Annotated in this window: 14 protein-coding genes; 7 read left to right on the top strand and 7 right to left on the bottom strand. The window is 56.9% G+C overall.

Features of this window, described 5'->3' with window-relative positions:
* Positions 1-201: 201 nt before the first annotated feature.
* Positions 202-555 carry a hypothetical protein gene (locus VB780_RS17525; protein ID WP_323352462.1) on the top strand — a complete coding sequence of 118 codons (354 nt, stop codon included), beginning with the start codon at positions 202-204 and terminating at the stop codon, positions 553-555.
* A 99-nt stretch (positions 556-654) separates the two neighbouring features.
* Positions 655-1074 carry a hypothetical protein gene (locus VB780_RS17520; protein WP_323352461.1) on the top strand — a complete coding sequence of 140 codons (420 nt, stop codon included), beginning with the start codon at positions 655-657 and terminating at the stop codon, positions 1072-1074.
* A gap of 4 nt (positions 1075-1078) precedes the next feature.
* Here the strand turns inward: VB780_RS17520 and serS are convergent, their stop codons facing one another.
* A complete protein-coding gene (serS, locus tag VB780_RS17515; protein ID WP_323352460.1) occupies positions 1079-2356 on the bottom strand; it encodes a serine--tRNA ligase in 1278 nt (425 codons plus the stop codon).
* A 157-nt stretch (positions 2357-2513) separates the two neighbouring features.
* Positions 2514-2753: a NifU family protein gene (locus tag VB780_RS17510; protein WP_017299982.1), complete on the bottom strand. Its 240-nt coding sequence runs from the start codon at positions 2751-2753 to the stop codon at positions 2514-2516.
* A gap of 269 nt (positions 2754-3022) precedes the next feature.
* Here VB780_RS17510 and VB780_RS17505 point away from each other — a divergent pair, with 269 nt between their 5' ends.
* Positions 3023-3982, top strand: coding sequence for an orange carotenoid-binding protein (locus tag VB780_RS17505; protein WP_323352459.1), 960 nt, complete (start codon positions 3023-3025; stop codon positions 3980-3982).
* A 359-nt stretch (positions 3983-4341) separates the two neighbouring features.
* Positions 4342-4671 (top strand): hypothetical protein, encoded by a 330-nt coding sequence (locus tag VB780_RS17500; protein ID WP_323352458.1) that lies wholly within the window; start codon positions 4342-4344, stop codon positions 4669-4671.
* A gap of 132 nt (positions 4672-4803) precedes the next feature.
* On the opposite strand, the gene VB780_RS17495 is transcribed toward VB780_RS17500, so the two are convergent.
* The gene (locus VB780_RS17495; protein ID WP_323352457.1) at positions 4804-4947 is read right to left on the bottom strand and encodes a chlorophyll a/b-binding protein; all 144 of its coding nucleotides are present in this window, start codon (positions 4945-4947) and stop codon (positions 4804-4806) included.
* A 162-nt stretch (positions 4948-5109) separates the two neighbouring features.
* Entirely contained in the window at positions 5110-5322 is a 213-nt protein-coding gene (locus VB780_RS17490) for a chlorophyll a/b-binding protein (RefSeq protein ID WP_323352456.1), read from the bottom strand.
* Between the two features lie 182 nt (positions 5323-5504).
* On the opposite strand from VB780_RS17490, the gene VB780_RS17485 reads away from it, so the two are divergent.
* Positions 5505-6269 (top strand): SDR family oxidoreductase, encoded by a 765-nt coding sequence (locus VB780_RS17485; RefSeq protein WP_323352455.1) that lies wholly within the window; start codon positions 5505-5507, stop codon positions 6267-6269.
* A 359-nt stretch (positions 6270-6628) separates the two neighbouring features.
* Here the strand turns inward: VB780_RS17485 and codA are convergent, their stop codons facing one another.
* Positions 6629-7861: a cytosine deaminase gene (gene codA, locus VB780_RS17480; RefSeq protein WP_323352454.1), complete on the bottom strand. Its 1233-nt coding sequence runs from the start codon at positions 7859-7861 to the stop codon at positions 6629-6631.
* Between the two features lie 196 nt (positions 7862-8057).
* Positions 8058-8246, bottom strand: coding sequence for a replication restart DNA helicase PriA (locus VB780_RS17475; RefSeq protein ID WP_323352453.1), 189 nt, complete (start codon positions 8244-8246; stop codon positions 8058-8060).
* A 513-nt stretch (positions 8247-8759) separates the two neighbouring features.
* Here VB780_RS17475 and VB780_RS17470 point away from each other — a divergent pair.
* Positions 8760-9623 carry a transglutaminase family protein gene (locus VB780_RS17470; protein ID WP_323352452.1) on the top strand — a complete coding sequence of 288 codons (864 nt, stop codon included), beginning with the start codon at positions 8760-8762 and terminating at the stop codon, positions 9621-9623.
* A gap of 94 nt (positions 9624-9717) precedes the next feature.
* Here the strand turns inward: VB780_RS17470 and VB780_RS17465 are convergent, their stop codons facing one another.
* Positions 9718-11535 carry a serine/threonine-protein kinase gene (locus VB780_RS17465; RefSeq protein ID WP_323352451.1) on the bottom strand — a complete coding sequence of 606 codons (1818 nt, stop codon included), beginning with the start codon at positions 11533-11535 and terminating at the stop codon, positions 9718-9720.
* 541 nt (positions 11536-12076) lie between these two features.
* On the opposite strand from VB780_RS17465, the gene VB780_RS17460 reads away from it, so the two are divergent.
* Entirely contained in the window at positions 12077-13816 is a 1740-nt protein-coding gene (locus tag VB780_RS17460; RefSeq protein ID WP_323352450.1) for a putative bifunctional diguanylate cyclase/phosphodiesterase, read from the top strand.
* The last annotated feature ends 27 nt before the right edge of the window (positions 13817-13843 follow it).

Raw genomic sequence — 13843 nt, 5'->3', positions numbered from 1 at the left:
GTCTTAAACTCCACCCAAGCTGCTGAACCATAAGTCAATAACTCGGATAGCGCCTCAACGGGCTGAGCCTCTGTGGGTAAGCTAGAGACGTTAATGGGCAAAATTACTGCCACAATCGATCTAGATCTGTAGAGGATACCTATGCGGCTGCTACAAAAGGTGTCAGCTGGGGTTTGCTTGCTCATTGGGCTGCCCATCATAATGATGGCAACGGTTGAGAGCCTCAATCCCAATACCACCCCTGAAGATCGATCGGGGTTAATGGCCGCTCTAGCATTCTTTGGACTGCCGCCAGCGGCCTTAGGGGGCTGGTTGATCTGGAATCTGCGTCAGCAACATGAGCGATCGCTAGAAGACCTCGCCGATCAGCAAGAGCAGCGGTTTCTACAGCTCCTTCAAGACCAAAAGGGCGACCTAACCGTGCTTCAGTTTGCCACCGCAACCCAAATGTCGCTAGAAGAGTCCAAAGTTTACCTCGACGAAAAAGCGCAGCAGCTCAATGCCTCGTTCGACGTTTCAGACAACGGGGCCGTAGTCTACCGCTTTCCCCTATAGGCGTCTACAGATACTTGTGGTTGAGCTAGGCAAATCGGCAAGAAGATGGCTAGTATTGCTGTCACAAACCGAGATCGATTTGGGAAGGAGGATACGGATATGCGAACAGTACAAAAGGCGTTGGCTGGAGCTTGTTTGCTATTTGGGCTATCCATTCCGCTGCTGGCGGCTGTCTACGCAATTGGGTCTGGCGATGATTTTGAACTTGAAGACTCCGCTGAAGCTGGGGTTGCTCTGGTCGTCTTTGGCCTAGCTCCTACTGCCTTAGGCGGCTGGCTAGCGTGGAATCTGCGCCACAGCAATCGGCAAATATCCCAATCACTGTCACTCCAGCAAGAGCAGATGTTTTTACAGCTGCTTCAAAACCAGGCGGGCGATCTCACCATTATTCAGTTTGCGGCGGCAGCGCAGGTGCCGATCGAGCAGGCCAAGGCGTTTCTCGATCAAAAAGCCCAGGTGCTCAACGCCTCCTTCGATGTCAAAGACACCGGGGCAATTGTCTATCGCTTTCCCCTGTAAACGCCTAGAGATACTCGCGGTTGAGGTAGGGTTGCAGCACCTCAGGCACTCGCACCGAGCCGTTAGCTTCTTGATAATTTTCTAGAATGGCGGCCATGGTGCGGCCAATGGCTAGCCCCGAGCCATTTAGGGTGTGGACGTACTGGGTGCCTTTTTGACCCGCTGATTTAAAGCGAATGTTGGCGCGGCGGGCCTGAAAATCTAGGCAGTTGGAACAGCTGGAAATCTCGCGATAGCTCTCAGACGAGGGCATCCACACTTCAAGGTCGTAGGTTTTACAGCTTGAGAAGCCCAGGTCGCCAGTGCACAGCGCCAGCACGCGGTAGGGCAGCTTGAGCTGTTGCAGAATGTCTTCGGCATCGCCCACCAGCGACTCTAGCTCATCAAAGGAGGTTTCGGGATGCACAAACTTGTACATCTCTACCTTGTTGAACTGGTGGAGGCGGATTAGCCCGCGCGTGTCTTTGCCGTAGCTGCCAGCCTCACGGCGAAAGCAGGGGGTGTAGGCGCAGTAGTGAATCGGTAGCTGGTCAGCCGCAAGAATGTCGTCGCGGTGCAGGTTAGTGAGGGGCACCTCGGCGGTGGGGGTCAGCCAGAGGTCGTCGTTGCGACACTGAAAGCTTTCTTCGGCAAACTTGGGCAGCTGGCCTGAAGCGGTGAGTGCCGCCGAGTTGACCAGGTAGGGAGGAATGACTTCGTAATAGCCCGCTTTGGTGTGGCGATCGAGCATGAAGGAGATCAACGCCCGCTCCAGGGCAGCACCCGCGCCTTTTAGAACGACGAAGCGGCTCTGGGCAATTTTCTCGGCGGCGCGCTTAAAGTCGAGAATGCCCAGGGTTTCGCCAATTTCCCAGTGGGGTTTTGCGGAGGCTTTGGGCAAATACTCGTCGCCCCAGCGACGCACTTCGACGTTCTCGGTTTCGTCTTTGCCGATGGGGGTGGTGTCGCTGGGCAGGTTGGGCAGGCCGAGCAGAATAGCCTCGATCTGGGCCTTGATCTCGCGCTCCTGGGGTTCCAGGGTTTGCAGCTCGGTTTTAACCTGGTTGCCTTCGTCTTTGAGTGCGGTGACTTCGGGGCCGTTGGGGGCGGCTCCGGCTTTAATGGTTTGGCCGACCTGTTTGCCGATCTCGTTGCTGCGGGCTTGGAGCTGCGATCGCGCCGTCTCTAGCTGGCGCTGCTGCTGGTCTAGCTCTAGCAGCGGGGTCAAATCGTACTTGCCTCGCTTTTCCAGAGCAGACTGCACCTGCTCGGGGTTCTCTCGTATTTGCTTTAGATCTAGCACAGCAGTCCCCTACAACTTGGCCCTTAGGCAACGGGTTAAACCCACACCAAGAGAATAGGATATCAGCAAACGGAAAAGCCTTAGGCACGGGGGCTCAGGTGAACTGTGGGTGGGTAGGTGAAGGCTTGTATGGGTATCACCTACCCCCTCACTTTGCCTAAAATACCTGCTCGATCTCGGCGATCTCAGGAATAAATTCGCGCAGGCGACGCTCGATGCCCATGCGCAGGGTCATGGCCGAGCTGGGGCAAGAGCCGCAGGCCCCTTGTAGGCGAAGTTTGACTACCGGGCCGTCGATTTCAACGAGCTCTACGTTGCCGCCGTCGGCCAGCAGGTAGGGGCGCAGTTCATCTAAAACCTGTTCCACATTAGGCGGGGTAAGGGCAAGCGTTTCCATGGGCTATAGCTACCAAAAGTATTGAGAGGCCATCTCCATTCTAAGGATTTTGGCCCCAAACCAGAGCCATCAGCCTGATCTATCGACGATTTCCCATCGATAAACGCTATCTCTTCTCTAGATCAACCTCTATAGGAAGCAACATCGGTTCTCATTTCTTTATGGGGCCATGTCTCGTAGTTGCGTAGACTGAGCCTTGAGGGGTCAAGCTTTGATGAAAATGCTCGAAATCACTGGCAGACGCCCCGCCTTTCCTCAGGAAACTCAATATGCCTTTTACGATCGATTCAGCTCGTAATATTTTCCCTAATACTTTAACGGCGGATTCTGTACCCGCAACCATTGCCCGCTTTACCCAGCTTAGCGCTGAAGACCAGCTGGCTCTGATCTGGTTCGCCTACCTAGAAATGGGAAGCAGTATTACCATCGCGGCCCCTGGTGCGGCCAGCATGCAGTTTGCTGAAGCCACCATGGAACAAATTCGCAAGATGTCCTTTCAGGAGCAGTCTCAGACGATGTGCGACCTGGCGAACCGGGCCGATACGCCCATTTGTCGCACCTACTCGACTTGGTCGCCCAACATTAAGCTCGGCTTTTGGTATCGCCTGGGCCAGTGGATGGAAGAAGGCTCGGTTGCGCCTATCCCTGAAGGCTATAAGCTATCGGCCAATGCCGCCGCAGTGTTGCAGTCGATTCGCACCCTAGAGTCTGGGCAGCAGATTACGGTGCTCCGCAATGCGGTGGTCGATATGGGGTTTGATGCCAAGCAAATGGGCAGCTACACCCGCGTCTCTGAGCCGGTTGCGCCGCCCCAAGATATGGCCAAGCGCAGCCAGGTCACTATCGAGGGAGTTACTAACCCCACAGTGCTGGCCTACATGGACAACCTCAATGCCAACGACTTCACGGCGTTGATCGAGCTGTTTACTCCCGACGGGGCGCTACAGCCTCCCTTTCAGCGTCCGATCACCGGCAAAGAGGGCATTCTCCGGTTTTTTCAGGAAGATTGCCAAAACCTCAAGCTGATTCCTGAGCGCGGGGTTACCGAGCAGGCTGAAGATGGCTTTACCCAAATTAAGGTGACGGGCAAAGTGCAGACTCCCTGGTTTGGTGCGGGGGTCGGCATGAATATCGCCTGGCGATTTTTGCTCAACCCCGAGGACAAAATTTTCTTTGTCGCTATTGATTTGCTGGCTTCACCGAAGGAACTGCTCAACCTGGTGCGTTAGGCAAACGATGGCAGGAGTTGGATAGCTGAGCGATCGCTAGACTGAGGATCCAACTTGACTTAGCTTCCTTTGAGGCTAGGATTCATCGCTGCCTACCCATGTCTCTTTTCCTGGCTGCTGGGTCTTTCCCAAGACGGAAGAACCCAGCAGCCAGGAATTATTTTGGGCTTAGCTAGAGTAAGTGTATGAAGGGGATCGAGGCTCGCTCAGAATCCAGGAGATATTGCAAAGTTTTGCAACATGTCTCTAATATAGAGAAACGTTAAACAAAATCATTGACTGGGTAACGGCTGGGCCGATTGGTGGTTACAGCGTTTTCACTGGTCTTTTCCCGAGATTCCTTCTTTATTAAAGTCGTAATGCATACCAGCGAACTCCAGTGGTCAACTGAAGAACAAGCCCTTGCTCAGGAGGCGATCGCAACGGCCTACAGCCGCGAGATTAGCGGATTGGTGCAGGTTGTGCGCGATCGCGCCAGCAGTCTCAACAGCATGGATGACCTTTGGCAACTCCACGACTTTCTCAGCGCCCGCCGCCACGAACTCGATGGCAAATATGACGATCGCGAGTCGGCGCTGCTGTTTGTCTTTTCGAGTTTGGTAAAAGAGGGCTGGCTGAGCCTAGACGAGCTAGAAGGGCTAGATGCAGCCAAACTATCCAAAATTACTGCCCTCACCCGCATGTTTTAGTTTGGTGCTCAGAGCCTTAACGGCTGACCGGTTTTTGCAATGGGCGGACATAACCAAAAGGGGAGGTGCTAGAACCAGCATCTCCCCTTTTGGTTTGTATTCAGTTTTTTGACCTGTGGGGCTATAAGAACCCTACATGATGCCGATCTGAGACAGGATGCCCTGCCCGGTCAGATACTCGGTAGCAACACCAATGACGAAGCCCAGCATAGCCAGACGGCCGTTCCAGGTTTCTGCGAAGTCTACAAAGCCGAACTTGGTTTCGTTGGTTTCCATGGTGGATATCTCCTAAATGATTAGAGGTGCGAAATCAATATCCTGTTACTTAACGTAACATGAATTTTTGGAAGCGTGGTGTGGAAATGATGACTTTTTTCGATGGTGGCGATTTAATCGCTCAATGGCGCAGTCTGCGCCCAAACCCAGCAGAAACTCGATCTATAGGCTGGTCAACCAGGTCACGATGCCGTGGCCTGTGGATGCTTCGAACAGCACCGCCGACACAAACCCCAGCATCGCCAGGCGACCGTTGAGCTTTTCGGCATACTCATTGAAGCCGAACTGCTGGCTGTCATCGACGTAAACCTTGGGTTCAACGGCAAAGTTGTTCAGACGACCGCCCTCTTCGGTGGTGTAACCGTTAGTAGTCATGGGTGGATTCTCCGTTGCATCTGTAATGCTATTGTAACGCAATGTAAATAAATATTGCAAGCTTCTTTACTTTTTTGAGTGGTTGAGCTGCGCTGTACATTGGCTATGGTTGCCCTGCTCCTCAGTTTTGGGGGTGAGTCAGCGGCAAAACTTTGGGCGCTGAACTATTAACGGCAATGGCTATGACCTTAATTGATTTGCAGGGCAGTTCGGTGCTGGTGACGGGAGCCTCGCGGGGAATTGGGGCGGCGATCGCCCGTACGCTTCACGGGGCTGGAGCGGCGGTTATTCTTCACTACAGCCATGGGGAAGCCGAGGCTGAACAGATTGCCGCTGACCTGGGGCACGGGCGCACTCACCTGGTTCAGGCCGATTTGGCGGTACCGGGGGCGGCTTTAGCGTTGTGGGAGCAGTCTTTAGCCTGGCGCGGCAGCGTGAATGCGGTGATCAACAATGCTGCGACGATGCCCGCCGCCGCCATCGCTGCTGAGTGGGATCAGTGGGCGATCGCCTGGCAAGATACGCTTCAGGTCAATCTCGTGGCCATGGCCGATCTGTGTCGCGAGGCGATTCGCCACTTTCAGGTTCAGGGGGGCGGCACGTTGGTGAATCTGGCGAGTCGGGCGGCGTTTCGGGGGGATGGGCCAGAATTTATGGCCTATGCGGCGTCAAAGGGCGGGGTGATTGGGCTGACTCGCACGATCGCGAAGGGGTTTGCGGCGGATGGGGTGCGGGCCTATGCGATCGCGCCTGGGTTTGTGCGTACCGATCGCATTGAGCAGGTGATGGCGGAGCGGGGGGCGGAGTATGTGACGCGGGATATCCCGATGGGGGCTCCGGCGGAGCCGCAGGATATCGCCAATTTGGTGGCGTTTTTGGTGGCAGGGTTAGCGCCCCATGCGACGGGGGCGACGTTTGATGTGAATGGGGCGTCTTATTTTCATTAGAGAAACGCAATGAGTTGCTCCCCTCGCCCTCTGGGAGAGGGGTTGGGGGAGAGGGCCGTTGTAGGGTGGGCACTGCCCACCATCTAGGATTAGGTTTTCTCAGCTAAAAATCTAAGCTTGCGGCGCACAATTTGGGGGCAAAGCCAGATCTGCTGCTGGGGCCATTTTGCTGGCCCCAGACCCCGTCAACAAGGACGTTCCGCCGTCCTTGACCTCACGGAAAGGATTAACCGATCATCGGTTTAAACCTCCATCTTGCAAATGGGCCTGGAGGCAACATTCACCCCTCACCCCTTACTCCCCCACCTTTCTCATCTCCTCACCTTCCTCGCCAACCCACTAACCCATCCATCCACTTCCTACTCCCACTTCACCTCTGGGGGCTGCGTCTGCACCAGCAGCTTGCCACGCGAGAAAACATGGGTCACGGTGGCGCGGCGGCAGATGGCGTCGTAGGGGCTGTCGGCGTCGAGGACGATGAGGTTGGCGGGTTTGCCGACTGCAAGGCCGTAGGCGTCTTCTACGGCGAGGGTTTTGGCACCGTTGATGGTGATCATGGCGTAGCAGGCGGCGATTTCGGCTTGACCGGTCATTTGGCAGATGTGGACGGCCATGGCGGCGACGTCGAGCATGTTGCCGGTGCCCAGGTTATACCAGGGGTCTTGGACGCAGTCGTGGCCGAGACTGACGTTGAGGCCCTGCTGCCAGAGTTCTTTGACGCGGGTGACGCCGCGGCGTTTGGGGTAGGTGTCGGTGCGGCCCTGGAGGGTGATGTTGATCAATGGGTTGGCGATGAAGTTGATGTTGGATCGCGACAGTAGACCCATGAGCTTGAAAGCGTAGGCGTTGTTGTAGCTAGCGAAGGCGGTGGTGTGGCTGGCGGTGACTTGCGGCCCTAGGCCCGATCGCACCGCACAGGCGGCGACGACTTCCAGAAAGCGCGATTGGTCGTCGTCAATTTCATCGCAGTGGATGTCGATCAGGCGATCGTACTGCTGGGCCAGCTCAAAAATGCGGTGGACAGACTGCACGCCGTCTTCGCGGGTCATCTCGTAGTGGGGAATGCCGCCGACGCCGTCGGCCCCCAGTTTGAGGGCTTCTTCCATCAGTTCAAGATTGCCGGGGCTGCCGTAGAGGCCGTCTTGGGGAAAGGCCACGACCTGCACGGTGATCCAGTCTTTGACAGCGTCGCGGACTTCAAGTAGCGCTTTGAGGGCGGTAAGGCTGGTTTCGCTGACGTCGGCGTGGCTGCGCACGTAGAGCACCCCCTGCTGGGCCTGGAGCTTGAGGGTGGCGATCGCCCGCGCTTTGACATCTTCAAGGGTGAGGGATTGTTTGCGATCGCGCCAGATCTCAATGCCCTCAAACAGGGTGCCGCTCTGGTTCCAGCGGGGCTGACCGGCGGTAAGAGCCGAATCGAGGTGAATGTGTGACTCCACAAAGGGCGGGCTCACCAGCTTGCCGCCGAGGGCAACCTCCTGGGGAGCCGAAAGGGCCAGGTGGGGCTCTACGGCCTGAATGCGTCCATCTTTGAGACCAATCTCGACCGGTGCGCCACTGGGCAGCTTGCCGTCCCGCAAAATAATATCCATGGCTGCTCTCTTCGCTGCGTTGGCCCTGTTGCTATGGCGACTATACCAACTCCGCCTTGTCTAGAGACGGCCCAATGAGTGATCCCAAGCAAAAATCCCCGACGCTGCCGCTGGGGCAAGGTCGGGGATAGTGGATTTTAGAGACCTAGGGGGGAAGAACCCCAGGCTGTTGCCGGGTCGATTGGTTGAGCCTAAGCTAGCAAGCTGAAGCGGCAAATAAACCCGGCGCGTGGGCCTCAATTACGTTACCGGTGCGGGCACAGGTAATCATGAGATAGTCGCAGGCGGCGCACTGGGTGCGCACCAGTTGGTCGGGGGTGATGTGGTGCCTTTCGGCTAAATGGCCGCAGTTGGGGCAATGTACCTGTTGAGAATGACCAATCATTTTGTGACTCCGGCAGCTTTTTACAGAACAAGTAAGGGATATTATTTGAAGGCTAGTTTTTTTAAAAATAATTCTCACAATGGGCAAATGCATTGCAAAAATTACCTGGCCAATACTCAAAAACCACAAGCTAAAAGCTCATCTTCCCTGATACTTATTATCACCTCGTTTTTTTTGAGGCGCAACTCTATTTTATAAATCCTTAATCTTGGGATCAAGCCCAGGGCAATGATCCCCGTCTTTAGATAGAGCAGACAGGCTTGAGATTGATGCCAAAGCTTACAACCCTAAGTTGATGAATAGTGGTGGTCTGGCGTGGATATCTAACAATCTACAGGTGTGGATCCCCGCCTCTTTGCTCCAATTCTGGGGATCGCTGATTTTCCTAGGGCTATTGTGGTTAAGCTCGCAGTAAAGAAAATAAGTTTCCCATGCTTGATGTGACGCCATAGTCCATCTGTGCTCCGTGAGGGTTTCTGCTCAATTCTCAATCCGTTCAATTCTCGATTGGCTATGCGCTACCAAATTCGCCATTTAACCCGCTACCACTATCAGCAGCCCATAACCCTGCGGCCCCATACCCTACGGCTGCGTCCCCGCAGTGACGGAGCCCAGCAGCTGCGGAATTTTGCCCTTGAGGTCACCCCAGCGCCGACCCAGCAGACCGCGATCGCCGACACCGATGGCAACAGCACCGTGGGTCTGTGGTTTGCCCCTACCCCGGTCGAACAGTTTGAGATTATCACCACCGCCGAGGTCGAAACCTACCGCACCAATCCCTTTGACTATCTGGCGGAGCCCTGGGCTACAACGCTGCCCATCGATTACCCCACCAGCCTGAGGACGGTGCTGGCACCCTATTTGGCTCCCGGCAATGCCTCCGCAATTGGGCCTGGGGTGGTGGATCTGGCCCAGACGCTGGCCCACCAGGTAGACGGTAATGTCGGTCTATTCTTAACTGCCCTAGTCGGCCACATTTACGAAACCTGTGAGTATGTCAATCGCCCCACGGGTGACCCCTGGCCCGGGGGCATTACCTGGGGCAAAAAGCTGGGCAGCTGCCGCGATTTTGCAGTGCTGTTTGTGGAAGCCTGTCGGTCGGTGGGGATCGCGGCCCGCTTCGTCAGCGGCTATGAAGAGGGCGATCCCAAGATCCTTGAACGCGACCTGCATGCCTGGGCTGAGGCCTATGTGCCCGGCGGGGGCTGGCGCGCCTTTGACCCCACCCACGGCCTAGCGGTGAGCGATCGCCATATCGCTCTGGTGGCCAGCCCATTCCCGGCGCAGACCCTGCCGGTGAGCGGCACGACCCAGGAGGGCAGTCGGGTGGGGTCTAGGCTGGAGACTGAGCTTCGCGTGGAGGTGTTGGGGGAGTAGGAGGTGAGGTAGGTGGGTGAGGGTGAGGTAGGTGGGGAAAGTGAGGAAGGCGAAAGTCTAAAACTCTTAATCACCCTCATCACCCTCATCACCCTTACCTCCCCAAACTCTGTCGGGCGCGCTGGCGCAGTTCCTGCGCCGGGGCGTAGTCAGGGTCAATTTGCAGGGCTTTTTCGCAGGCAATAATGGCCTGGTCGTAGCGCTGGAGAGCCCAGGTGGCCTCGCCGCGTACGGTCCAGGCTTCGGCTGATTCGCGGTTGCGGGCGATCGCCTGGTCAATGGCGGCGATCGCCTCGGCGGAGCGGCCCAGCTTTTGCAGCACGCGGCCCCGGTCTAGCCAGGCCTCAAACATGGCTGGCATCAGGCGATTGGTGCTCTCGTATAGCGCCAGGGCGGCCAGCAGCTTTCCCTGCTGTTCTTCGGCGTTGCCCTTGCTGCGCACGGCCTCGGGGTAATAGGCGCTGTAGGCGAGGGCGTCGTCGCAGGCCGCAATCGCCTCCAGGGGGCGTTTGAGGGCAATCAGGGCGCGACAGCGCCCCAGGTAGGCAGGCGCGTAATCCGTCTGGCTCTCAACGGCTTGGTTGTAGGTGACCAGGGCATCGGGGTAGCGACCCTGGTGGCGCAGGCGATCGCCCTGGCGGGTCATATAAGCGGCTTTTTCCTCAGGGGGCAGCAGCAGGCCAAAATCGGTGGTTAGGGTCGGAATCGCCGCCGCCTGAAACGGCACGACAGCCCCTGGACTGGGCTCAAAGGCAATGGTCATGCCGCTGCGCCAGAGTACTAAGAGGCTGAGCGCTCCCAACAGACCGCCTACGAACATCGACCGACGGTGGCTGGCGGGTTTGAACTCCTCTCCCTCAGGCTCTGAGGATTCCAGCGGCACCGCTCCATTGCTGCCGTAGGCTAGATCGACCGGAAACAGAGATGTAGAGTCTTGATCGTCGGCAAAAGCCGTGGGCTCTGAGGTCTCAGTCGGGCCGATGGCGGTGTCGCTGTCATCCCCAGGGAAGGTTGGCCCGCGCCCGTTGGCTCCTTTCATCCAGGTTTGGTAGATCTGGCTACCCACCAGCCCGTGCAGGGGGTTCGGCAGGTTTTGCAGGGCTTCAAGCGCCTCTTGGGCGGTGGGATAGCGATCGCGAAAGTCGTAGCGCACCATTTTGTCGAGCACGGCCGCTAGCGACGAAGACACCGTCGGGGCGTGTTGCCGCCAGGCCAGCTCGCTAGTGATGGGGTCTTCCTGAATTTTTTGAGGATGGATGCCGGTCAACGCCCGAATACCGAGAATGCCCACCGCATAGACATCACTGCTAAACCGCGGCTTGCCCGCGTACTGTTCATTGGGCATGTAGCCGTGGGTGCCAATGGCCACGGTGATGTTGGTGGCCCCGGTTTCGGCATCGAGTAGGGGAGATGAAGTCACCTGCTTAACCGCCCCGAAGTCAATTAGCACCAGCTTGCCGTCGCGGTGGCGGCGAATCAAATTGGAGGGCTTAATGTCGCGGTGAATCACCTGCTGGCGATGCACGAAAGAAAGAATCTCCAGCACCTCTTGCAGCAGCAGTACTACCCGCGTTTCTGACCAGGGCTTCCCCTCTTCAACCTGACGGTTGAGGCGACTGCCCTCAATATATTCTTGAGCTAAATAAAACTCTTGCCCCTCTTCAAAGTGGGCCATGAGCGATGGAATTTGGGGGTGATTGCCCAACTGATACAGCACCCGCGCCTCGGTGTCGAACAGTCGCCGAGCCATATCGAGGGTGCCTGTATCCTTGTCCTGTACCTTGAGCTGCTTGATCACACATCGCGGGTGGTTCGGCAGGTGGATGTCGGTCACCAAAAAGGTGCGGCTGAACCCCCCTGACCCCAGCCGCCGGACAACTTGGTACCGTCCTCCCAGTAATGTTTGCTCCATGCTGCCCAGAATAGCTTTGTCAGCCTGGCCATTTAACCACAGCTCTACACCGGCCCCCAGTGCCTGAGGGGATATCCATGCCGACGGGCGATTATAGAGCTGCCACCGACCTAAGCGTATCCCAACTAAAAAACATCTTTCCAAGGACGCGAACTCGGCCTGTTGGGCCGGTCGCGGTGAGATTCCGGACAAGTATTGAGTTGGAACACTCTAAATAAACGTTGGCTCTTGGCCCCTAGGTCAATGGGGAAAGTCGAACTGTTGAGTCAAATCGCACCACCGATGCACAAGTTTTAGTGTAGAGCCTGGAGGTCTTCCCTGAACTGACGCCGATAGCCAACCCCCAGCGGTCTTACACATCCTTTACAGCACTTTATCTTAAGTTTCTAAAGCTGTGGTTGGGGTCTGTGGGCTCGATAGCGATCCCCGAGGGCGAAACCAAGTCAGGATTTTGGGCAAGCTAGATCTACCGGCCGCGATCGCCCCCGCTGAGGGGTTGGCTCTATGCTTTTGATACCTCCCTTTTGTTATCCCTGACCCTATGTCACAGCCCTCTTGCCCAGATGCCGCAATGTACCGGGCCGTGCTGAGCGCCCTGCCGGACGCAGTCGTTGTGGTTGACCCAGCGGGGGTACTGCTGTTTCGTAATGCGGCAGCTGAGGCACTGCTACCAGGGGGGATTGCCGGGTTGGGCGGTAGCGGCGACCCTTCAGATTATCAGGTGCTCGATCAGCAGTATCGACCCCTCGCTCCCCCTAACCTGCCCCTGGGCCGAGTGCTTGCAGGCCAGAGTCTGCACGATGAAGAACTGATCTTGGCCGTGGGGTCGCCGCCCAAGACCCGCTGGGTGGTCTGTAGCGGCGGGCCTTGGGCGGGTGCAGGCGGTGCGCTACTGACCCTGCGAGATATCTCCGCCGCCAAACAGCAGGAGGCCAGTCTGCTGCAGCAAGCCTTCTATGACCCTCTCACCGGGCTGCCCAACCGCCATCTGTTTATGGATCGTCTTGGTCAGGCTCTGGCCCGCGCCCACGCTGATTCCCAGCCCACCATGGCGCTGCTGGTCATCGATCTAGAGCGGTTTAAGATTATTAACGACAATCTGGGGCACCAGGTAGGGGATGAAATGCTGATCGAGCTGGGCGTGCGTCTTCTGTCCCAGTCTCGCCCTGAGTACACCGTGGCGCGCCTGGGCGGCGACGAGTTTGCCATTTTGGTTGAAGATCTGAACAGCCGCGCTAGCGCCATTGACTTGGCGGAAAAGATATATGCGATCGTTCAGCAGCCCTTTTTGCTTCAGCAGCAGCAGGTCTATGTCAGCGCCAACATTGGCGTAGCGCTGGGGCCGGCGGCTTACCAAAGTGCGGCCGACTGGTTGCGAGATGCCGATATTGCCATGTATCAGGTGAAAGCCGGGCCTGACCAAGGCTGGCACGTGTTTGACAGCTCGCTGCGGGTGCAGCAAGACCTGCGGGTGCAAACCGAAATCGACCTGCGCCAGGCCATCGATCGCGGTGAGCTCCGGCTGCACTACCAGCCCATTGTCACCATCAGCAACGAAGAAATTTGTGGATTTGAAGCCCTGGTGCGATGGCAGCATCCCACCCGAGGGCTGCTGCCACCGAGCGAGTTTATTCACATTGCCGAGGCCAGCGGACTGATTATTCCTTTGGGGTGGTGGGTGCTGGCCGAAGCCTGTCGGCAGATGCAGGTGTGGACTGAGCAATACCCCGCCATGGCCGAGTTTACGGTCAGCGTCAATATGTCGAGCAAACAGTTTTCGCAGCAGCACATCGTCGAAAGAATTCAGCAGATCTTAGACGACACGGGCTTTGGGGCCAATCGGCTCAAAATTGAGCTGACCGAAGGGGTGCTAATCGACCACTCAGACAGCATTATCGCCACCCTAGAACAGATCAAGGCTCTGGGCATCAAGCTGCTGGTGGATGACTTTGGCACCGGCTATTCGTCCCTCAGCTACCTGCATCGCTTTCCCTTCGACTGCCTCAAGATCGATCGCTCCTTTATTGAGAACGCCGACCAGGACTTTGAAAAGCTGGAGATTTTGCAGTCGGTGGTGCGTCTTGCCTGGAATCTAGGCCTCGATGTGGTGGCTGAGGGGGTGGAAACGCCGCGCCACCACGCCCAGCTCAAGGCGCTGCGCTGTGAGCTGGGCCAGGGCTATTTGTTCTCGCGCCCCCTATCGCCCGCCGCCGTCGAGGCTATGATGACGAAGAAAACTACCCCGCTGTCCGATCTTCCTGCGGTTACTCAACCCACGTAGCGAAGGCCCCGGCGGTGAAAGGGCGTT

It is taken from the genome of Leptolyngbya sp. CCNP1308 (genome assembly GCF_034932455.1).
Taxonomy (GTDB): domain Bacteria; phylum Cyanobacteriota; class Cyanobacteriia; order Phormidesmidales; family Phormidesmidaceae; genus Nodosilinea.
Note: the sequence above shows the minus strand (reverse complement) of the source record. Positions and strands in the feature narration are given on the sequence as shown.